General features: G+C 71.0%; 20 protein-coding genes and 2 tRNA genes. 8 read left to right on the top strand and 14 right to left on the bottom strand.

Going from position 1 to position 20,882, the window contains the following annotated elements; all coding sequences use genetic code 11:
• A complete protein-coding gene (locus ACH4XV_RS08240) occupies positions 1-771 on the bottom strand; it encodes an SOS response-associated peptidase (protein WP_395787663.1) in 771 nt (256 codons plus the stop codon).
• 69 nt (positions 772-840) lie between these two features.
• On the opposite strand from ACH4XV_RS08240, the gene aroA reads away from it, so the two are divergent.
• Entirely contained in the window at positions 841-2,118 is a 1,278-nt protein-coding gene (aroA, locus tag ACH4XV_RS08235) for a 3-phosphoshikimate 1-carboxyvinyltransferase (RefSeq protein ID WP_395788640.1), read from the top strand.
• 13 nt (positions 2,119-2,131) lie between these two features.
• Complete coding sequence (rsgA, locus tag ACH4XV_RS08230) at positions 2,132-3,187, top strand: ribosome small subunit-dependent GTPase A (protein ID WP_395787661.1); 1,056 nt, start codon at positions 2,132-2,134, stop codon at positions 3,185-3,187.
• 26 nt (positions 3,188-3,213) lie between these two features.
• Here rsgA and ACH4XV_RS08225 read toward each other — a convergent pair whose 3' ends face one another.
• Positions 3,214-3,729 carry a DUF2231 domain-containing protein gene (locus ACH4XV_RS08225; RefSeq protein WP_395787659.1) on the bottom strand — a complete coding sequence of 172 codons (516 nt, stop codon included), beginning with the start codon at positions 3,727-3,729 and terminating at the stop codon, positions 3,214-3,216.
• Positions 3,730-3,996: 267 nt separating this feature from the next.
• Here ACH4XV_RS08225 and ACH4XV_RS08220 point away from each other — a divergent pair, with 267 nt between their 5' ends.
• Entirely contained in the window at positions 3,997-4,773 is a 777-nt protein-coding gene (locus ACH4XV_RS08220) for a DUF4097 family beta strand repeat-containing protein (RefSeq protein ID WP_395787657.1), read from the top strand.
• A 65-nt stretch (positions 4,774-4,838) separates the two neighbouring features.
• On the opposite strand, the gene ACH4XV_RS08215 is transcribed toward ACH4XV_RS08220, so the two are convergent.
• The 3 genes from ACH4XV_RS08215 to ACH4XV_RS08205 form a co-directional block, all read right to left on the bottom strand.
• Positions 4,839-5,384 carry a DUF2087 domain-containing protein gene (locus tag ACH4XV_RS08215; RefSeq protein WP_395787655.1) on the bottom strand — a complete coding sequence of 182 codons (546 nt, stop codon included), beginning with the start codon at positions 5,382-5,384 and terminating at the stop codon, positions 4,839-4,841.
• Between the two features lie 73 nt (positions 5,385-5,457).
• Entirely contained in the window at positions 5,458-6,147 is a 690-nt protein-coding gene (locus ACH4XV_RS08210) for an HAD family hydrolase (protein WP_395787653.1), read from the bottom strand.
• 89 nt (positions 6,148-6,236) lie between these two features.
• A complete protein-coding gene (locus ACH4XV_RS08205; protein ID WP_395787651.1) occupies positions 6,237-6,725 on the bottom strand; it encodes a hypothetical protein in 489 nt (162 codons plus the stop codon).
• Between the two features lie 192 nt (positions 6,726-6,917).
• Here ACH4XV_RS08205 and hisN point away from each other — a divergent pair, with 192 nt between their 5' ends.
• Together hisN and ACH4XV_RS08195 are read left to right on the top strand one after the other, a co-directional pair.
• A complete protein-coding gene (gene hisN / locus ACH4XV_RS08200; RefSeq protein WP_380042682.1) occupies positions 6,918-7,715 on the top strand; it encodes a histidinol-phosphatase in 798 nt (265 codons plus the stop codon).
• Positions 7,716-7,875: 160 nt separating this feature from the next.
• Positions 7,876-8,277, top strand: a complete 402-nt coding sequence (locus ACH4XV_RS08195; RefSeq protein ID WP_380042681.1) for a cyclic nucleotide-binding/CBS domain-containing protein — start codon at positions 7,876-7,878, stop codon at positions 8,275-8,277.
• A 120-nt stretch (positions 8,278-8,397) separates the two neighbouring features.
• Here ACH4XV_RS08195 and ACH4XV_RS08190 read toward each other — a convergent pair whose 3' ends face one another.
• Positions 8,398-9,855, bottom strand: a complete 1,458-nt coding sequence (locus tag ACH4XV_RS08190; RefSeq protein WP_395787649.1) for a catalase — start codon at positions 9,853-9,855, stop codon at positions 8,398-8,400.
• Positions 9,856-9,974: 119 nt separating this feature from the next.
• Between ACH4XV_RS08190 and ACH4XV_RS08185 the strand changes: the two genes are divergently transcribed.
• Complete coding sequence (locus ACH4XV_RS08185) at positions 9,975-10,427, top strand: Fur family transcriptional regulator (protein ID WP_395787647.1); 453 nt, start codon at positions 9,975-9,977, stop codon at positions 10,425-10,427.
• Between the two features lie 131 nt (positions 10,428-10,558).
• Here the strand turns inward: ACH4XV_RS08185 and ACH4XV_RS08180 are convergent, their stop codons facing one another.
• Both ACH4XV_RS08180 and ACH4XV_RS08175 read right to left on the bottom strand, forming a co-directional pair.
• A complete protein-coding gene (locus ACH4XV_RS08180) occupies positions 10,559-12,499 on the bottom strand; it encodes a tetratricopeptide repeat protein (RefSeq protein WP_395787645.1) in 1,941 nt (646 codons plus the stop codon).
• Positions 12,500-12,643: 144 nt separating this feature from the next.
• Positions 12,644-12,720: transfer RNA gene (locus ACH4XV_RS08175), tRNA-Met, on the bottom strand.
• A 366-nt stretch (positions 12,721-13,086) separates the two neighbouring features.
• Here ACH4XV_RS08175 and ACH4XV_RS08170 point away from each other — a divergent pair.
• Complete coding sequence (locus ACH4XV_RS08170; RefSeq protein ID WP_395787643.1) at positions 13,087-13,302, top strand: hypothetical protein; 216 nt, start codon at positions 13,087-13,089, stop codon at positions 13,300-13,302.
• Between the two features lie 131 nt (positions 13,303-13,433).
• Here ACH4XV_RS08170 and ACH4XV_RS08165 read toward each other — a convergent pair.
• Together ACH4XV_RS08165 and ACH4XV_RS08160 are read right to left on the bottom strand one after the other, a co-directional pair.
• Positions 13,434-13,507 (bottom strand) — tRNA-Met (locus tag ACH4XV_RS08165).
• Between the two features lie 107 nt (positions 13,508-13,614).
• Positions 13,615-16,683, bottom strand: a complete 3,069-nt coding sequence (locus ACH4XV_RS08160; protein WP_395787641.1) for a UPF0182 family protein — start codon at positions 16,681-16,683, stop codon at positions 13,615-13,617.
• A gap of 153 nt (positions 16,684-16,836) precedes the next feature.
• Between ACH4XV_RS08160 and ACH4XV_RS08155 the strand changes: the two genes are divergently transcribed.
• Positions 16,837-17,379: a PPA1309 family protein gene (locus ACH4XV_RS08155; RefSeq protein WP_078975522.1), complete on the top strand. Its 543-nt coding sequence runs from the start codon at positions 16,837-16,839 to the stop codon at positions 17,377-17,379.
• Between the two features lie 22 nt (positions 17,380-17,401).
• On the opposite strand, the gene ACH4XV_RS08150 is transcribed toward ACH4XV_RS08155, so the two are convergent.
• The 4 genes from ACH4XV_RS08150 to ACH4XV_RS08135 form a co-directional block, all read right to left on the bottom strand.
• A complete protein-coding gene (locus ACH4XV_RS08150; RefSeq protein WP_395787639.1) occupies positions 17,402-18,454 on the bottom strand; it encodes a PDZ domain-containing protein in 1,053 nt (350 codons plus the stop codon).
• A gap of 47 nt (positions 18,455-18,501) precedes the next feature.
• Positions 18,502-18,738, bottom strand: a complete 237-nt coding sequence (locus tag ACH4XV_RS08145) for a hypothetical protein (RefSeq protein WP_395787637.1) — start codon at positions 18,736-18,738, stop codon at positions 18,502-18,504.
• Positions 18,739-18,893: 155 nt separating this feature from the next.
• A complete protein-coding gene (locus tag ACH4XV_RS08140; protein ID WP_395787635.1) occupies positions 18,894-19,316 on the bottom strand; it encodes a molybdenum cofactor biosynthesis protein MoaE in 423 nt (140 codons plus the stop codon).
• Between the two features lie 112 nt (positions 19,317-19,428).
• Positions 19,429-20,496, bottom strand: a complete 1,068-nt coding sequence (locus ACH4XV_RS08135) for an NAD-dependent epimerase/dehydratase family protein (RefSeq protein WP_126637598.1) — start codon at positions 20,494-20,496, stop codon at positions 19,429-19,431.
• Between the last annotated feature and the right edge of the window lie 386 nt (positions 20,497-20,882).

Genomic DNA, 20,882 nt, shown 5'->3' with positions numbered 1-20,882 from the left:
TCAGAAGAGCGTCGCGTCAACGGTGACCTCGTCCGGGGGAATCGCGTCGAGCAGGTGGGGCGCGTTGTTGCGCACGTTGTTCACGTCCGTGGAGACCGGGTGCGCCGTCATGAACCCGGCGGGCGGCGGCACGAGCAGCCCGCGTATCTCCTCCGGCTCGGTCCAGGCCGGGTCCAGCCACCCGTCCCACTTGTCCCGGGTCAGCACCAGCGGCATCCGCGGGTGGATCCGGGCCAGCTCGGGCTCGGCGTCCAGGGTCAGGATCGTGCACGTCCACAACCACGCGAGCGGGTCGTCCTCGGCCCGCCCACGATCGCGCCACCACTCGTACAACCCGGCGAAGGCGACCTCGCTGCCGTCGGCCGCGTGGATCCAGTACGGCTGCTTGCGCGAGCCGCCCTTGGGGCCGTCGGGCGCGGTCTCCGGGGTGTGCCACTCGAAGTAGCCGTCGGCCGGCAGCAGGCACCGCCGCGCGGCGAACGCCTTCCGATACGCCGGCTTCTCGTGCACCGTCTCGGAGCGGGCGTTGATCATCTTGGCGCCCATGCCGGGGTCCTTGGCCCAGGACGGCACCAGGCCCCACTTGACCGACCGCAGTTGCCGAGTGGGCGCGCCGCCGGACTCCACCGGGCGCTCCAGGACCGCGTACACCTGCTTGGTCGGGGCGATGTTCCAGTCCGGCGGAAGCTCGTCCGCGGGATCGAAACGATCGACCTCGAACATCTCGACGAGGTCGTCGGGGCTCTTGCTGGACGCATAACGGCCACACATGGCGTCCAGAGTGCCACGTACCGAAACGAAATCGGGGGTGGGGCGGCAACGCACTAGGCTTGGTTCGTGATGTCTGCGCTGTGGTCCGCCCCTGTTGCCTTCGCTCCCGTGACCGCCACCGTCGAGGTGCCCGGGTCCAAGTCGGTGACCAACCGCGCCCTCGTGCTGGCCGCGCTGGCCGGCGGGCCGGGGTATGTGCGTCGTCCGCTGCGCAGCCGGGACACGCTGCTGATGGCGGCCGGGCTGCGCGCGCTCGGCGTGGTGATCGAGGACCGCGGCGACGACTGGTACGTACTGCCGGGGCGGCTGGCCGGCCCGGCCGTGGTGGACTGCGGCAACGCCGGCACGGTGATGCGCTTCCTGCCGCCGGTGACCGCGCTCGCCGCGGGGCCGGTGCGCTTCGACGGCGACCCCCGCTCCTACGAGCGCCCGCTCGACGGGGTGATCAACGCGCTGCGCGACCTGGGCACCCGGATCGACGACGAGGGCGAGGCCCGGCTGCCGATGACGGTGCTGGGCGGCGGCGGGGTCGAGGGCGGCGTGGTGCACATCGACGCGTCCTCCTCGTCCCAGTTCGTCAGCGCGCTGCTGCTGTCCGGGCCGCGCTTCAACCTCGGCGTCGAGGTCCGGCACACCGGCACCTCGGTGCCCTCGATGACGCACATCGCGATGACCGTGGACATGCTGCGCGCGGCCGGCGCGCGGGTCGACGACGGCGAGCCGAACGTGTGGCGGGTCGCCCCGGGCGCGCTGCTCGGCCGCGACATGGTGGTCGAGCCGGACCTGTCCAACGCCGGCCCGTTCCTGGCCGCCGCGCTGGTCACCGGCGGTTCGGTGACCGTGCGCGACTGGCCCGAGCACACCACGCAGCCCGGCGACCGGCTGCGCTCGATCTTCACCGCGATGGGCGGCTCGTGCCGGCGCACCCCGGCGGGACTGACCCTGACCGGCGGCGGCGCGGTGCACGGCATCGAGGCCGACCTGCACGACGTCGGCGAGCTGACGCCGGTGATCGCGGCGGTGGCGGCGCTGGCCGACGGCCCCAGCCGGCTGACCGGCGTGGCCCACCTGCGGCTGCACGAGACCGACCGGCTGGCCGCGCTGGTCAAGGAGATCAACGACCTCGGCGGCGACGTGAACGAGATCGACGACGGCCTGGAGATCCGGCCGCGCGCGCTGCACGGCGGGGTGTTCCACACCTACGACGACCATCGGCTGGCCACCGCCGCGGCGGTGCTCGGCCTGCTCGTCCCCGGGGTGGAGGTGGAGAACGTGGCCACCACCGCGAAGACCCTGCCCGACTTCACCGGCATGTGGACGCGCATGCTCGGCGCGCGCCGCGGCTGAGAGGCCGGGGACGATGGCGGGACTCGGCTCCAACCGACGCAGGGACCTCGACGAGGACGACATCCGGATCCGTCCGGGCAAGCACGGCTCACGCCCGCGCACCCGGACCCGGCCCAAGCACGAGGACGCCCGCGAGGGCCGGGTGCTCACCGTCGACCGGGGCCGCTACACCTGCCTCCTGGAGGACGAGGACGCGCCCGACCGCTCGATCACCGCGATGAAGGCCCGCGAACTGGGCCGCAAGGGCGTCGTGGTCGGCGACCGGGTCGCCATCGTCGGCGACCTCAGCGGCGGGGAGGGCTCGCTGGCCCGGATCGTCCGGGTCGAGGAGCGCCGCAGCACGCTGCGCCGCACCGCCGACGACGACGACCCGTACGAGCGGATCATCGTGGCCAACGCCGACCAGCTCGCGATCGTCACCGCGCTGGCCGACCCCGAGCCGCGCCCGCGCCTGATCGACCGCTGTCTGGTCGCCGCCTACGACGCGGGCCTGGAACCGCTGCTGGTGCTGACCAAGGCCGATCTCGCCTCACCCGACCCGCTGTTGGAGATGTACGGCGCCCTCGGCGTGGAGCACGTGGTCACCAAGAGCGAGTCCGCGTGGGACCTGGACCCGATCCGGGCCCGGCTGGCTGGCAAGGTCACCGTCTTCGTCGGGCACAGCGGCGTCGGAAAGACCACCCTGGTCAACGAGTTGGTGCCGGACCACCGGCGCGCCACCGGTCACGTCAACGAGGTGACCGGGCGCGGGCGGCACACCACCACCTCGGCGCTGAGCCTGCGGCTGCCCCCGTTCGCGGGCGACACGAGCGCTCCGGGCGCCGACCGGGGCTGGGTGGTCGACACCCCCGGCGTGCGCTCGTTCGGCCTCAACCACGTCGACCTCGGGCGGGTGATCAACGCCTTCCCCGACCTCGCGGCCGGCACCGAGGGCTGCCCGCGCGCGTGTTCGCACGACGAGCCCGACTGCGGGCTCGACGCGTGGGTCGAGGCCGGGCACGCGGACCCGGCCCGGCTCTACTCGCTGCGCCGGCTGCTGCGCACCCGCGAGCGCGACGAGGGCGACTGACACTCGCCTGCCCGGACCCCGCGCGATCAGTGCAGCGGACCGCTGCTGTTCTTCACCGTGTCGTGCCACACCGCCTTGGAGCCCGACTCGCCCACCCGCACCACCTGCACCACCGCGAGCACTGCGGCGGCGACGGTCAGCACGGCCACGATCGGCACCACGATCGGCGGTATCGTCCGCGGCCGGAAGGTGGCGGCGGCCCGGTGCCGGGCGACCAGGAGCAGCACCAGCGTGACGCCGAGCAGACCGAGGGTGTACCAGAGCATGTCCGAGCCCCGGTCCACGTGCGTCTGCACGGCGGCGGCGCGTTGGCCGTCGGAGAGCCGGTCGAGCCGGGCGAGCAGCTTCTCGCCGCTCTCCTTGGCCACGAAGCAGGTCAGCGCGGCGACCGCGTCCAGCCCGACCACCCACCAGCCGACGCGCAACAACCAGGGCCGCCGGACCGCCACGAGCACGCTCGCGACCGCCGCCGCCGGCACGATGACCACCGCCAAGTGCACGACCAGGACGTGAACGGGCAGGCCGGAGACGGTGTCGAACATGAAGCGGTTCTCCTGAACGGTCGGGGATCGCGGGGAAATCGCGGGGCGGGTGGGGGCACTCGGGAGGAAGGTATCGACCCTCGCACAGATCAACGGCTTCCAGACTGCCCGGGTTCAGCCGCCGTCGAACACCCGCCCGACGGGCCGGTCACCGTCCGCGCAGGGGGGACAGCCCTACCCCGGGTTCGGGTGACCGCCGGATGCCGGCCCCGGGACGCTCGCTCATACAGTTTGGGCAGCTTCGGATCACCTGTCGGGGAGAGTGTCATGAAAAGGCCGCTTCGGACGTCTTTGATCTTCTTCGGTGGGCTGTTCGCCATCGGAGGGATCCTGATGGCCGCGTGGACCGGGCTCACGTTGCTCTCCAGCCACGACGTCCGCGACCACCGCGACTTCACGTTGTCCACCGGTGATCTGATCATCGACACCGACGACGCCGGAGTCACCATCGAAGCGGGCGCGGCCGGGACGATCAGCGTGGACAGCAAGATCACGCACAGCATCAACGGCGCGGAACCGTCCTGGAGCCTGATCGGCAACCGCCTCAAACTGCGGTTGAACTGCCCGACCTTCATCAACGTGGAGTGCGACGGGTCCTACCGGATCAAGGTTCCGCTCGACATCCCGCTGGAGGTGTCCTCGGACAGCGGCGCGATCAGCGCCAGCGGACTGCGCCAGAACATGAAGTTCAGCACGGACAACGGTCACATCGACGTGTCCGACAGCACCGGGAACCTGCAACTGTCCACCGACAACGGGGGCGTGACCACGTCGCGGGTGCGCGCCGACACGGTCATCGTCGACACCGACAACGGCGGGGTACGGCTGCGCCTGGACACCGCGCCGGCGAAGGTGAAGGTGACCACCGACAACGGCGGCGTGCGGGTCACCGTGCCCGGCGACGAGAACACGTACCGGGTGAGCGCCAAGTCCGGCAACGGCGGCATCGACAACGAACTCGGCGACGATCCCCGGGCGACCCGCTCGATCGACATCCGCACCGACAACGGCGGCATCACCGTCGACCGCGCTCCGGCGCGCTGAGTCGCGGTCGCGGGTGTCCGACGCGGGGGCATCCGCGACCCGCCCCGGTCCTCGCCGACGGCGGATCAGACCACGAACGATCCGCCCGTGCGCCAGTACACCCCGCCCTCGCGGCCCAGAAAGCCCTCGTCCACGAGGTGTCTGCGCAGCGCGGCGTGGTCGTCCATGAAGCGGCGCAGGGTCTCCACGATCTCCGCCTCCTCGTAGCGCACGCCGGGTTCGAAGCTGCCGGCGACGTGGTCCAGCACGACCAGGCGCTTGGCCCGCTGTACGGGCAACTGCCGGACCCGGCCACGCGCGAGGTAGGTCCGCAACACGGCCGCCTCGGCGGGGCCCCGGTCGGCGAACGCGTCGTCGGGCTCCTCGCCGATCCCCGCCGCCGCCTGGGCCAGCGCCTCGGGGCACGCGTGCCACCCGTCACCGGCCCGCGCGGCCAGCCCCACCGATTCGAACCGGGCCAGCACCTTGATCGTGTCCCGCAGCGGCAGGCCGGCCCGATCGGCGATGTCGGAGCTGAGACGAGCCTCCAGGACCAGTGCGGCGAACACCTTCAATCGGGCGTCGTCGGCGAGGAGACGGAGCAGTTCCGCAGGTTCGTCGGCCGGACCCATGTCCCCAGGGTAGGACGTGGCGCCCCGGCCGCGACGGCTTGACCGAACAGGATCACCCGGATGCGTGCGGGACTCAGTCGCCGCGTACGCCCAGCTCGTCGATGTGCGCCAGCATGTCGGCGGGCTCGTCGTAGACCCGGAAGGCGTGCGCGCGCTCCAGCTCGTCGGCGCCGTAGCCGCCGGAGAGCAGGCCCACGCCGAGCGAGCCGGCGCGGCGGGCGGCGAGCAGGTCCCAGATGCTGTCGCCGACCACCACGCACTGGGCGGGGTCGACGCCGAGCTTGGCGGCTCCGGCCAGGAACAGGTCGGGGTCGGGCTTGGCCCGCGCGACCTCGTCGCGGGTGACCATCGGCAGGTCCGCGGGCGCGCCGAGCTTGGCCAGCATCGGCTCGGCCCCGGCCCGGCGGCCGCTGGTGGCGATGGTCCACGGGATGCCCACCTCGGTGAGGTGGCGCAGCAGTTCGGGGGCACCGGGCAGCGGCTCCACGAACGGCACCCGGGCGGCGTAGTGGCGCCCGTGCGCGTCGGTCAGCGCCTCGACCTGTTCGGGCGACAGGTCGATGCCCGTCTCGCGCTGGATGCCCCGGACGAACAGGCCGCCGCTCATCCCGATCTTGCGGTGGATCCGCCACATGGCCAGGTCGATGCCGGCCTCGCGGAGCGCTTCCTGCCACGACATGACGTGGTGGTAGACGCTGTCGACGAGGGTCCCGTCGAGGTCGAAGACGAAAGCCGGCGGACGGGAACGCACAAGATCGGTCATGCCGGAAATCTAGCCCGTGGCCGGCCGCCGGGGCCGTCCGCGCCGTATCCCGGACACCCGGCGCGCCGTGCCGTGCCGGGCGCGCCGGGTCACTTGCGAGTGGCCTGCCCGGTCACGGACGTGCTCGGCACCGGCGGCGGGGTGCCCGGCTTGGCCGGTATGGCGGGCGCGGTCCTGGTCTGGGTGGGGATGGCCGCCGCGGGCGCGGGCGCGGTGCCGAGCCGGCTGCGCAGCCGCTGGCGGCGTCGACCGAGCGATCGGGTCGCGGCCGGACTGGCCCGCCGCACCTCCTCGGGCAGCGCGAACCACACCTCCACCACGGCCAGCGCCTGCGGGCGCTCACCGGCCCGCTCCAGCAGGTCGGCCGCGCGCTCGTAGGTCCAGGCGGTGCGCATCTCGGCGCCGACGCCGTGCAACAGCGTGGCCAGCTCGCGCAGTTCCTCGCGGTCGAGACGATCCGCGAGCGCGGTGCCCTCCAGCGTCCACCCGTCCAGACTTCGACGCGGTTGGACCAGCCCCGGTCCCGGTACGGGCTCCCTGCCGTGTGTTGCCCTGCGCCCGACCCCGAACAGTGCCATCGCGGTCCCGCACCCCCTCCGCCGTCGACTCGTACCCGTAACACGCGCCCGACCGATGAACGGTTGTCGACTGTCGCCGTTCGCGCTTCCGTTCTGCATAACGAGCGTACGAGGCCACGGCGACGGCGCGTAAGTGTGTCCGTGGGCGCGGGGCGCGCGGACCCGCCGACGCTCGCCGGTACTGTTCGTGTCATGCCCGGCTATGACGACGATCTGCGCTTCGCCCACGTCCTCGCGGACGCCGCCGACGCGACCACCATGGACCGCTTCAAGGCGCTCGACCTGCGGGTCGAGACGAAGCCGGACATGACTCCGGTGAGCGACGCGGACAAGGCCGCCGAGGAGATCATCCGGCACCAACTCGGTCGCGGCCGCCCGCGCGACGCGGTGCTCGGCGAGGAGTTCGGATCGTCCGGACACGGGCCCAGGCGCTGGGTGATCGACCCGATCGACGGCACCAAGAACTTCGTCCGGGGCGTCCCGGTGTGGGCCACCCTGATCGCGCTGATGGACGGCGACGAGTCGGTCATGGGCGTGGTCTCCGCGCCGGCCCTGGGCCGGCGCTGGTGGGCCGCCAAGGGCGCGGGCGCGTGGACCGGGCGCAGCCTGTCCCAGGCGTCCCGCTGCCGGGTGTCGCAGGTGGCGGCGATCGAGGACGCGTCGTTCGCGTACTCCAGCATGGGCGGCTGGGAGGACCGCGGCCGCATGGACGACTTCCTGGACCTGACCCGGGCCTGCTGGCGGACCCGCGCCTACGGCGACTTCTGGTCGTACATGCTGGTCGCCGAGGGTGCGGTGGACATGTGCGCGGAGCCCGAGGTCAACCTGTGGGACCTCGCGCCGCTGGCGGCGATCGTCGAGGAGGCGGGCGGCCGGTTCACCTCGCTCGACGGCTCCCCGGGCCCGGCGGGCGGCACCGCCGCCGCGTCCAACGGCCTGCTGCACGACGAACTGCTGGCCCGGTTGGGCGATCCGCACGAGGGGTTCTGAGCGCGCGGATCGCGCTACTCCCTTCGAGTGACTTGCCCGCTATACCTTCCGTTGACCTTCCCGAGCATGTGACCATGTGAAAACAAGGCTTGTGAACTTGTGAACTCTTTCTCGAGCGCTCACCCGCCCTGTACCCACACCCCGACGGAGGTGGTGTCACATGTTCGTCCGCGACGGCATGAGCACGATCGTGTTGACCATCGGCCCGGCCCACACCCTGCGCGCCGCCGCGCGCCTGATGTCCGCCCGCCAGATCGGCGCGGCGGTGGTGATCGACCCCGAGACGTCCGGCCTGGGCATCCTGACCGAGCGCGACATCCTGATGTCGATCGGCGCCGGCCAGAATCCCGACACCGAGTTCGCCGGTGACCACCTCACCTCGAACGTCGTCTTCGCGACCCCCTCCTGGTCGCTGGCCGACGCGGCGGCGGCGATGACGCGCGGCGGTTTCCGGCACCTGATCGTGCTCGACGACGGCGAGGTGCTGGGGATCATCTCGGTCCGCGACATCGTCCGCTGCCAGATCCACGAGGCACAGCGCACCGAGGAATTGGTGGGTTGACCCCGACGGGCGCCCGTCGCGCGCCCGCGTCCCGCCCCCGGTCCGGGCGTGTGAAACGCCGCCCGGTACCGACTCGTGGTCCGGGTACCGGGCGGCGCGCTCATCGGGGGTGGATCGCCGTCAGGCGCGCAACTCCTTCACGGCCGCCGCGATCCGGTCCCCGTAATCCCGGTCGGCGGCCCGGAAGTGGCCCACGACCCGGTCGATGATGTCGTCCCGGGAGACCTTGGCCAGGAACCCGGCGAGGTTGGCCACCAGGCGGGCCTGCTCGTCCGCCGTCATCAACCGGTACAGGTCGCCGGCCTGTACGTAGTCGTCGTCCCGCGCGTGCAGCGGGGCCGGGTGGGTGCCGGTGGCGCCGGACACCTCGGTCGACGCCCACAGCGGGGCGCCGCTCTCGTACGGCCCGCCGAAGCTGTTCGGCTCGTAGTTCTTGGCCCGACCGCCCGGGTTGGTCGCCATGTATCCGTCCCGCCCGTGGTTGTGGGCGGTCGCGGCGTGCGGCGCGTTGACCGGGAGCTGGGTGTGGTTGACGCCGAGGCGGTAGCGGTGCGCGTCGGCGTAGGCGAACAACCGTCCCTGGAGCATCTTGTCCGGGCTCGGCCCGATCCCGGGGACGAAGTTGGCCGGGTTGAACGCGGCCTGCTCGACCTCGGCGAACACGTTGTCGGGGTTGCGGTCGAGGGTGAGTCGGCCGACCTCGATCAGCGGATAGTCGGCGTGCGACCACACCTTGGTCAGGTCGAACGGGTTGAACCGGTAGGTCGCGGCCTCGGCCACCGGCATGATCTGCACCTTCAGCGTCCACGACGGGCTCACCCCGGCGTCGATCGCGTTCACCAGGTCCCGCTGGTGCGAGTCGGGGTCGGCCCCGGCCAGTTCGGCGGCGGCCTCGGCGGTCAGGTTCCGGATGCCCTGGTCGGTCTTGAAGTGGTACTTGACCCAGAACGCCTCGCCCTCGGCGTTGACCCACTGGTAGGTGTGCGAGCCGAAGCCGTCCATGTGCCGGTAGGACGCGGGGATGCCGCGGTCCCCGAACAGCCAGGTGACCTGATGGATGGCCTCCGGCGAGTGCGACCAGAAGTCCCAGACGTTGTCCGCCTCCTGGCTGCCGGTGTACGGGTCGCGCTTTTGCGTATGGATGAAGTCCGGGAACTTCAGGGGATCCTTGATGAAGAAGACCGGCGTGTTGTTGCCGACGAGATCGTAATTGCCCTCCTCGGTATAGAACTTCACCGCGAACCCGCGCGGATCGCGCACCGCGTCGGCGGCGCCGAGGTTGCCGGCCACGGTCGAGAAGCGGGCGAACACCTCGGTACGGCGGCCGGGTTCGGCGAGGAAGTGCGCCTTGGTGAACCGGGACACGTCCGCCGTCACCTCGAACCGGCCGTACGCGCCGGACCCGCGTGCGTGCACCACCCGCTCCGGGATGCGCTCGCGGTTGAACCGGGCCAACTTCTCCAGCAGGTACTGGTCCTGGATCAGCAGCGGCCCGCCGGGGCCCGCGGTCTGGCTGTTCTGGTTGTCGGCCACCGGAGCACCGGATTCGGTGGTGAGGGCGTGCGGCTGCTGCGACATGGTTCGTGACTCCCCTGGTGTTGCTGCTGTCGTCCGAGCCCCCAACCTAGAGTCAGTTTTAGACTTTGTCCAGAACAACATCTAGACCAGATCCAAGCAAAGACCTATACCATTCCAGCATGAGCAACCTCCCGGAACGACTACGCAAGCGGGGTTGGCGCCTGACCGCACAGCGCCGGGTGGTGGCCGAGGTCCTCACCGGCAACCACGTCCACCCGACCGCCGACGAGGTCCACACGCTCGCGTCCCGACAACTCCCCGAGATCAGCAGGGCAACCGTCTACAACACCCTCAACGACCTGGTGACCCTGGGCGAGATCCGCGAGGTGACCACCAGCGCCCGAGCCAAACGCTACGACCCCAACGCCCACCACCCACACCACCACCTGATCTGCACCACATGCGGCACGATCAGAGACATAAGCCCAACGATCCCCCCGCCCCCCACCCTCACAGCGGCCGAAACCCTCGGCTTCACCATCACCAGGACAGAAGTCACCTTCCACGGCCTATGCCCAACCTGCACCCCCCACCACCCCAACACTCAAGCACCCAGCCCATCCGACACTTGAGACCCCACAAAACCCCCACCCGCCCACTCAGGCACCCCAAACCAGCCCGTCCGGCGCCTGAGGACACACGAAACCCCCACCCACCCACTCAGGCACCCCAAACCAGCCCGCCCGGCGCCTGAGGACCCGCGTCAGCTCGCCAGCGACTCCGCCCGCAACGCATCCAGCAGCCGCTGCGCCTTCGCCGCGACCTCCGCAGGACCATGCGCCACCGCCGGCCCACACCAGTGCTCCGCATCGGCCAGATCCCCGCGCCGCAACGCCAGCACCACCAGCCGCAACGCCGCCCGCCCGTGCCCACCTCGCGCGGCCACCGTCAACCACGGCTCCGCGCCTTCGGAATCCCCGTGCCGCAGATGCAGCAGCGCCAGGTTCCACGCCCCCGACACACTGCCCGCCTCGGCCGCGACCTTGAACCGCCGCGCCGCCGGCTTGTCCTCACCCCGCCGCGCACACAGCACCCCGCACCGCAACGCCGCCGTCACGTGCCCCGCGTCCGCCGCCACCGCGTACCAGCGCTCCGCCTGCTCCACCGCCCCCGCGTCCGCGAGCATCGCCCCGAGCCTGAACGCCGCCGTGGGCCGCTCCGCCCGCGCCGCCGTCTCGTAGGCGCGCGCCGCCCCCTCGGCATCCCCCCGCCGCTCCAGCAACAGCCCCATCTGCAAGGCCGCGTCCGGGTGCCCGGCGGCCGCGGCGCGGCTCCAGCACACCTCGGCGGCGTCGTCGTGACCACCACGCGCGTGCAGGATGCCCAGGTTGTACGAACCGTCCACGCTGCCCGCCTCGGCGGCCCGCGCGAACCATATCCGCGCCTCCTCGTCGTCCCCGCGCTCGAGCAACATCCCGGCCAGCGCGTTGGCCGCGTCCCCGTGTCCCGCGTAGGCGGCCATCCGGAACCACCGCTCCGCGCCCGGCGCGTCCTCGTGCTCCGCGTGCAACAGCCCCAGATTGAAGGCCCCGTTGCACTCGCCCGCCGCCGCCGCCCGCTCGTACCACCGCGCGGCCTCGCTCGAACCGCCCCGGGACGCGAACCACGCACCCAGCGCGTTGGCCGCCGTGCCGTCGCCGGCCTCCGCCGCGACCTGCCACCACCGCACCGCGCCCTCGACGTCCCCGGCGTCCTGCAGCAGGAACCCGAGCGCCCGCGCCCCCTCGGCGTCACCCTCCTCGGCCGCCAGCCGATACCACCCGATCGCCTCGGCGGTGTCCCCCGCCCGCTCCAGCGAGGTCGCGAGCCGTACCGCCGCCCGCACGTGCCCGCACGAGGCCGCGCGCAGGAACCACGTGGACGCCGCGCGTTCGTCGTCCCGCTCCTGCCCCATCCGCCCGAGCCGGTAGGCCGCCTCCGGATGCCCTGCCTCGGCCGCGCGCCGATACCACCGCTCCGCCCCGGGGCGCCCGGTCGACTCGAAGAACTCGCCCAGCGTGAGCGCGGCCCGCACATGCCCCGACTCGGCCGCGTTGCGCAGCCAGTAGACGCCCTGCCCGGACAGGTCGTGATACGCGCCCACGTCGGCGCCCGCGCCCGCGCTCGCCCGCGCCGCGTCGGCCTGGTCCAGCAGCAGCGCGCCGAGCGAGTAGGCGGCGATCCGACTGCCCGCCTCCGCCGCCCGGTGCCACCACAACGACGCGGCGTCGTCCCGCCCCTGACGGTGCATCAGCACGCCGAGGTTGGTCGCCGCGCCGCGATGCCCCGCCTCGGCGGCCCGACGCAGCAACTCGGCCGCCTCGTCCGCCCCTTCCTCCTCGTCGCGTTCGAGCAACATCAGGGCGAGGCTGTTGGCGGCGGAGGGGCTGCGCGCGGCACGCTCGCGGTAACGCCGTTCGAGTTCGGCCGATTCGTGCCGATTCAGCGCCTCGTAGCCCTCGACGCTGCCCCCGGGCCCACGCCGGCGCGGCCGGAACGGCACCAGGACCGCGTATTCGTCGGGATGCGCCGGAGACGTCGCAGCCGCCGCCCGCCCCCGGTCCAGGACCACCGTGTCGGGGCCCTCGGGCACGGTTTCGAAGACGTCGGGCTCCGGCGGTGGGTGCTCCCCCCGCCGTCCGCGATGTCCCTTCCACGCCCCCATGTGTCCATCGTGGCATCTCGGGCCACATCCATGCAGTCGCGATTCGGCAACAGCCGGCCCCACCCGGCGGCGAATCGTCGGCGAACACCCGGTGTCCGAGGGCATGCACGAAGGGCCCGGCCGCAATGGCCGGGCCCTCCGATGTGGTAGCGGGGACAGGATTTGAACCTGCGACCTCTGGGTTATGAGCCCAGCGAGCTACCGAGCTGCTCCACCCCGCGTCGGTGAACACAACCTTACGGCAGCCCCGACCGGGCAGGCAAATCCCTTCCCGCCCGCCCCCGAACCGCCCGCCCCCACGCGTGGCACGCGTCACTCGTGGGTGTCGCGGCCGAATTCAGACCATGGAGTGAACCCGACCCACCCCGCCCCGACTCCGAATCACTTCCCCTTTGATCCCAATTACCCCTGGTTGCCCGGGAGTTCGATTGCGCCACAACCGGATTGTCGGCCATCGCCGGACACGATCCGGTCTCGGCTCGGGGCTGGAAGCCGTCACGGCGCGCCTCCGATGGGGTACGGTCTGCGTCGTGGTCATATCAGGATTGGACCATCCGAGCATGCCGCGCCGAGTCCCGGTTCCGCCGATGGACGCAGGCCGAACCGGCATGGGCGAGCGCCTCGACCGGCACCTCGCCCTGATCGGCCGTGCCTCCGTCCAGGAGACGGCGAACAGCGCCGAATCGGCCGCCATAATCCAGAGCCTGGTCCCGCGTGCCGAACAGCGCGGCACACACCGTCTGGCGCGCGTCACCCTGATGGCACCGCTGCGCGCCAAGCGCCGCCGCCAGATCGCGCTCTAGACCGCCACGCCCTCAGCTCGTGCGCCACCCCCGGCTCCCCGAGCCGGGGCACCAAGCACAAACCATCAAGCAAAACGCACAACGCGAGAGGCCCGGTTCCTGGGAACCGGGCCTCTCGCGTTTTCACCGAGTAGCGGGGACAGGATTTGAACCTGCGACCTCTGGGTTATGAGCCCAGCGAGCTACCGAACTGCTCCACCCCGCGATGCGTTGTTCCTTGAGCTTACGTGACCCGGAGCCGCACACCAAATCGATAACACGACGGGCCCGCCCCACCAGGGGACGGGCCCGTCGTACCTCACGCGTCGACGATCACGGCTTCGGCGTCGTGGCCGCCGGCGGCGCCCCGGACGCGGGCGGTGTGCCACCCGCCGGTGGCGTGCCGTTCGCGGGCGGTGTGCCGTTCGCCGGCGGCGTGGACGCCGGCGGTGTCTTCGCCGCGTTCTCCGCCGCGATGGCCTTGTTCACCGCCGCCTGGAGCCGCTTCTGCGCCTCGCCGTACTTGCCGAAGTCGCCGGCCTTCAGCGCCGCGTCGGCGTCCTTGAGTGCCTGGTTGGCCTCGTCGAGCGCCTGCTTGACCGTCGGGTTCTCGGTCGTCGGCGGCGGGGTGCCCGTCGTCGGCGGCGTCCCGGTGGTCGGCGGGGTGCCGGTGTCGGTCGGTGGCACCGTGGTCGTCGGCGAACCGCTGAACACCTTGGTCAACGCCTGATCGAGGGTGTCCTCGAAGGCGATGCTGCCGCCGTAGGAGACCAGCACCTTCTGCAGGACCGGATACGACCCGGGCGCGTTGGCCTGGACGTACACCGGTTCCACGTACAACATGCCGCCGCCCACGGGCAGGCTGAGCAGGTTGCCGTAGACCACCACCGAGTCGCCGCGCTGCAGGATGTTGATCACCTGGGCGACCGCGGCGTTCGACTTGAACTGGTTCTGCATCTGATCCGGACCCAGGATCGCCGTGTTCGGCGGCAGGCTCAGGAGTCTGATCTTGCCGTAACCCGGTGATCCCGGTTCGGAGTTCACCGCCATGAACGCGGCCAGGTTCTGCCGCTCCTTCGGCACGAAGGTGCTGGTCAGCTGGAACGACTGCTGCGCGTCCGGGGCACCGCCCGGCGTCGCCGACGGCATCTTCATCGACAGGTAGTACGGCGGCTGGTCGCCCGAACCGGCGGTGCGACCCGTCGGGTCCTTGGGGACCTTCCAGAAGTCGGAGCCGTTGAAGAAGGTCCGGGGGTCGGTCACGTGGTACCGGGTGAGCAGATCGCGCTGCACCTTGAACAGGTCCTGCGGGTAGCGCAGGTGCTCCATCAGGGTCGGCGGGATCGTGCCCTTCTTCTTGATCGTGTTCGGGAAGGCCTTCATCCAGGTCTTCAGGACCGGATCCTTCTCGTCCCACTGGTACAGCTTGACCGAACCGTCGTACGAATCGACCGTCGCCTTCACCGAGTTACGGATGTAGTTGACGTTGCCGGTGTTGCCCACCGCGCCCCGGGCCCGGTCCTCGGCGTTGAGCGAGTCGGCGGTGGCGGTACCGAGCGTGGTGCGGGTCGCGTACGGATAGCCGTTGCTGGTCGTGTACGCGTCGACGATCCACTGCACCTTGCCGTCTATCACGGCCGGATACGGGTCACCGTCGATGGTCAGCCACGGCGCGACCGCCTCCACCCGCTCCTTGGGCGTGCGGTTGTACAGGATCCGGGAATCCTTGTTGATCGTGTCGGAGAGCAGGATGTTGCCCTCCTGGAACTTCGTCGCGTACAGCAGCTTGTTGAACATGCCGCCGATCGGCACGCCGCCCTTGCCGTTGTACGTGTAGGTGGCCTGCCCCGCCGCGGTGTCGGTCGGGTAGTCCACCTCGGTGGGTGTGGTGTTCTTCGGCGCGCCCACGATCGAGTACTCGGTGGTCGACTCGCCGAAGTAGATCCGCGGCTGGTACGGACCGAGCGGGCTGGGGGTCTGGGCCTCCTGCGCGTCGGTACGGATGTTGCCCTCGATGTAGACGGGCTTGCCCTCGCGGTCCACCCGGGTGCCCTCGGCCGCCACGACGCCGTACCCGTGGGTGTACTTGGTGTGGTCGTTGACCCAGTTGTGCGTCTGACCACCCCTCGGGTTCAGCTCGCGCAGCGCGATCACGGTGTCCTGCATCTTGCCGTCGATCATGTAGCGGTCGACGTCCAGCGTGGTCTGGAAGGCGTAGTACTGCCGCAGCTGCTGCATCTGGTTGAACGTCGGCGAGACGATGTTCGGGTCGAGCAGCCGGATGCTGGCCGTGTTCGCGGCCTGGTCCTTCAGCTCGGGCTTGGCCTCGACGTTGCCGTCGTACTTCTCCGGCTCCACCTTGTCGATGCCGTACGCCAGCCGGGTCGCCTCGATGTTGCGCTGGATGTACTTGGCTTCCTTGGCCTGCTGGTTCGGCTTGACCTGGAACCGCTCGACGATCGCCGGGTACAGCCCACCGATGAGCACCGCGGAGAGCACCATCAGGCCGAAGCCGATGATCGGCAGCGCCCACGTGCGGCGGAACACGTTGACGAAGAACAGCGTGGCGCAGATCAGCGCGACGATGAACAGGATCGTCTTCGCCGGCAATACCGCGTGCGCGTCGGTGTACCGCAGGCCGGTGAATTGCGAGGCCTGCTTGAAATCACCGGACGAGACCGCGAGCGAATAGCGGTCCAGCCAGTACGCGACGGCCTTGAACAACACGAAAAGGCCGAGCAGCAGCGAAAGATGCGCCTGTGCGGCGGGGGTGGCCCGCGACCCCGGGCTCTGCACCCGAAGTCCGCCGTAGAGGTAGTGCGTGATCACCGCGAGGACGAGGCCGACGACGACCGCGACGAACGCGAAATTGACCAGGAATCGATAGAACGGCAGATCGAACGCGTAGAACGAGACGTCCTTGTGGAACTGCGGATCCTTGGCGCCGAACGAGACGCCGTTCACGAACTGGAGCCACGTCTTCCACTGCCCCGACGCCGAGGTTCCGGCGATGATGCCGATGATCACCGACAGCGCGATCAGCAGCCAGCTACGGAACGGCGTGATGGCCGAGCGGTAGCGGTCGAGGCTCTGCTGTTCGAGCGACATCCCGCGGAACGCGGGACGCAGCCGATAGGCGACGTAGATGTTGGCGCCGACGGCCGCGGCCATGAGCAGACCGAACACCAGGAACAACCCGATGCGCGTCCACAGCTTGGTCGTGAATACGTTTCCGTAGCCGACCGACTTGTACCAGAGCCAATCCGTCCAGAAATTCGCGAACAGCACCCACGCGACAACGATCACCACGAGGATGGCCAGCGTCAGGAGCAGTGTTCTGGACCTGCGGGACGGGGCTCCCAATCTGATCCGACGGCCACCTGAGCCGCCTCGTTCGGGCATCTGAAAAACCAAGGGTGCGCACCTCGATCATTACCTGGACGCGCCCGGTCGGCGCTCGATGGGTCAACTTACCGAGACAGGACGTGGTTCCCCACAGACACGGCCGATACAGGCTCGTGATCCGTCGCGGGGCAAAGACGGGAAGATGGGGTCATGACCGTTGCACTCACCCAGGCCCTCGTCGAGATCGAACGCCACGTGGCGGGGTACGGCTGGGACCAGCAGCCCCGCCTGTACGCGCTCGTGGACACCGGGGAACTGGCCCGTACCGAACCCGATCTCGCCGCGCAGCTCGGCCTGTCCGCCGACCGTGACGCGCCCATCGACACCCTTACGCCGATCGAGCAGGAGGAGATCCCGGAGCACGTCGCGATCGACGAGTTCCTGGCGAGCATCGCCTGGCCGGACGCCGTGCTCGGCTGCGCGCTCGTGGTCGAGCGGCTGATGTTGCCGCCGTCCGCCGAGGCGAACATGCCCACCGTCGGCAGCGACGAGGAGATCCACGACTGGGTGGCGGCGCACCCGGAGCGCCAGGAGGTGCGACTCGCGGTCGGCGTGCTGCGCGACGGCTCGCGCGAGTCGGCGGTGCGACTGCGGGCCAAGGACGACGATTCCGAGGTGCTCTCCGGCGCGGACCTGGTCCCCGGCCTGGCCGAGGCGCTGCTGGCCACGTTCGGCGACACCGACGAGGAGTAGGGGCCGAGCGGGTCCGCACCGGTCACGCATGACATTCCGTCAATGTGCCCTGACCGGTGCGGATCGTCGCCAGCGCCTTGAGCGCGTCGTCCAGCGTCTCCACCTGGACGAGGGTCAGACCACCCGGCCGGGTCTGCGCGGCGGCGGCGCAGTTGGCCTTGGGGGTGAGGAAGTACTTGGCGCCCTGGCGGCGGGCCCCGATGGTCTTCATCTGGATGCCGCCGATCGCGCCGACCTTGCCCGCGTCGTCGATGGTGCCGGTGCCGGCCACGAACTTGCCGCCGGTCAGGTCGCCGGGGCTGAGCTTGTCGACGATGCCGAGCGCGAACATCATCCCGGCGCTGGGGCCGCCGACGTCCTCCAGGTGGATCTCCACCTTGAACGGGAACTTCGGCAGGATGCCCGGGGTGATGCCGACCAGCGCGCGGCCGTCGTCCTCGGCCCTGCCGGTGACCACCTGCACGTCGCGCCTGGTGCCGCGGGCGTCGGCCGGGTCCACGGTGAGCGTGACCGATTCGCCGGCCTTGTGCTTGGTGATCGCCGCGGCGACGTCCTCGGTCCTGGTGATCGGCGTGCCGTCCACGGCCAGGATGATGTCGCCGGCGTGCAGCTTGCCGAGCGCGGGCGCGTCCTTGGCCACGGTCGAGACGATCACCTGCTTCTCGATCGGGATGTTCAGGGCGGCGAACGCGGCCACCTTGGCGTGCTCCTGCGAGGAGCTGAACTCCTCGGCGTTCTCCCGCTCGACCTCGGCCGCCGACTTGTCGTCGGGGTACAGCGACTTCTTCAGCACCACGTCCGCGTCGCCCTTGACCCAGCCGGCCAGCGCGTCGAGCAGCGGCATGTCGTATGACTTGTTGGTCACCGACACGGTGGTCATGTTCAGGTGCCCGCTCGTGGGGTACGTCTCGTGGCCGGAGATCTCGATGACCGGCTTGCCGCCCTCGTCGCCGAGCGTGTTGTACGTGGGCCCGGGGCTCAACTCGGCGTAGGGCACCGGCGCGAACAGCACGGCGCAGGCCAGGGCCAGGAGCAGCAGCCCGGAGACGACCAGGGTGGCGGTGCGGCGCGACATGCGCTCGACCCTACGGCACCCGGATTCCCGCGGTGCGGGCCGGGCCGTCACGGGTTGTCGTGGGCCGTTCCCGGGAGCGTCGGGTCGGGCGCCTCGACGGTGGGGTCGTGCACGACCGGGGTGGCCGTGTGCACCCGGTCCAGCGCCGCGCTCCACTCCTCGAAGGCGGACATCGAGTCCCGCATGCTCGGCGCACGCAATGCCCGACACGTCCACCCGGCCCAGCTCACGGCGATCACGAGCGCGACGCCCGGGATGGCCCACCACCATGCGACAGCCGCCATGACGTACTCCATCGACACGAGAGGGAGGGTGACGACTTAAATCATATGTATGTGGTGGTGATGGTGCATTTCGTCTGCTCCGAGGCGTCCGGGACATCTGTGAACTGATGGGGTGAACGAGGTGAATGGGGCGTCGGAGCGGGTGCGCGCGGTGCTCAGCAGGCGCCGACCCAATCCGCGTCGCCGTCCGTGAAGTGCTGGAGCTTCCAGATCGGCACCTCGTGCTTGAGGTCGTCGATCAGGCGGCGGCACGCGGCGAACGCCTCCGCGCGGTGCGGGCAGGCGACCGCGACCACGACCGCCAGGTCGCCGATCTCCAGGCGGCCGACCCGGTGTACCGCCGCCATCGCCAGCACCGGCTGGTCGGCGGCGATCTTCTCCATCACCCGGCGCAGCTCGGCCGAGGCCGACGGGTGGGCGGAGTATTCGAGCGCGGTGACCGTGCGCCCGCCGTCGGCGTCACGGACCGTACCCACGAACAGGTCGATGCCACCGGCGGCGGGGTCGCCGACCGCGGCGAAAACCTCGTCGACGGACAACGGCGTGTCGCGGATCTCGGCGATGCGGATGACGTCCATACCGGGCAGTATCGCGCGCCGCGCCACGGACCCGGACACCCCGGTCCCCCGACGGCGCGGGCGACCCCGCGCCGGAACGGGCCGGAACCCGGTCGCCACGGGGCCGCGCGGCTCAGAACCCCCGGCGCCGGCGGCGCACCTTGCGCACGATCGCGGCCGTGCCCACCAGGGCCACGGTGGCGCCGGCCGCGCCGAGCGTGGTGGCGTCCTTGCGGCCGAGCCGGCGGGCCACCAGCGCGTGCCGCCCGGCGACGTCCTCTAGGAGCGCGGCGAACGCCGCCTCGTTGGTCCACGCCGGCCGCCAGCCCGCGGCCCGCAGCCGTTCCGCGGAGACCACCCAGCCGTGCATCGTGTAGGCGAGGTCGCCCGCGGGGGCGGGCGTGATGCCGAGGCGGTGCAGCCGCTCGGCGGTGCCCAGGGCGAGCGAGGCGGGCAGCTCCATCCGGCGCATGCCGGACAACTCCTCGATCTCCTCCTGCTCCAGCCAGCCCTCCGAGCCGACCGTGACCACACCCTCGACCCGGCCGAGCGCGGCGAATTCCAGCGCCGAGGCCAGGTCGTCCAGGTGGCAGAACTGCCAGCGGGGTTGCCCGCCGGAGACCACGAGCAGGCGCGGCGCCTCGAAGTGCCGGGTCATCACGCTGTCCGCCTCGGGGCCGCCGACCAGCGTCGCCGGCCGCACCACGGTGACCTTGACGTGCGGATGGGCGCGCGGGGTGCGCTCGGCCAGTTCCTCGATCTCCAGCAGATCGCCGACCAGCGAGGCGTCGGCCGTGGCGCGCAGCGGCGCGTCCTCGGCGAGCGGTACGTCGTTGTCCGGCAGCGCGCCGTAGACCATCGCCGAGGTGCACAACACCACGCGCGGCACCCGGGCCGCGGCGGCGGCGGTCAGCACGGTCTGGGTGCCGCGCACGTTGCGCGCGCCCCGGGACCTGGGCTCGGAGTCGAGCGACATGTCGAGCGCGAGGTGCACCACCACGTCCACGCCCTCCAGCCGACCGGCCAGCGCGGGGTCGCGGACGTCCATGATCCGCCACTGCGCGCCGGGGATCTCGCCGCGCCGCTCGTCGATCGCGATCAGACGTTTGACCTGGTCGTTCGCGGCCAGAAGCGAGGCGACGCGATGACCGAGTCCGGCGGCGGCGCCGGTGACCGCGACGACCGGGCGCACCCGGGGCACACTGGTGGCCGAGGGCTGGTCCTCGGGCCGGCCCGAGGACTGGGGATCGCTCTCCGGAGCGGTCTGCGCGGCATCGGTTCCGGTGCCTTCGCTCGTGCTCTCCCGCCCGCTCCGCCCAGAGCGAACGCGTGGGGGCTGGGAACTCACTGGCGGTCTCCCGTGGTTAGTTTGGTACGAGCGGTTCGTCAAGAAAGGTACGCGCGACTGCTTGCCTTTCCTGTCAGTGTCCGCGATCCATCCTGCCGGAGGTGTTGTTGTGATCTTCACGCCAGGCGCGTTTCGGCGCCTGCGCGGTGTCGCCTCCGGCCGGGGCGGCGGGCGGCTCGAACGAGACGAGGTAACCGTGAGTCGGCATCGAATGGTCGGGCCCGAGGGCGCCGCGCACA

Origin of the sequence: Embleya sp. NPDC020630 (assembly GCF_044334985.1) — a bacterium.
Classification (GTDB): domain Bacteria; phylum Actinomycetota; class Actinomycetes; order Streptomycetales; family Streptomycetaceae; genus Embleya.
The sequence above is the reverse complement of the archived record's forward strand: the minus strand, read 5'-3'. Positions and strand labels throughout refer to the sequence as shown.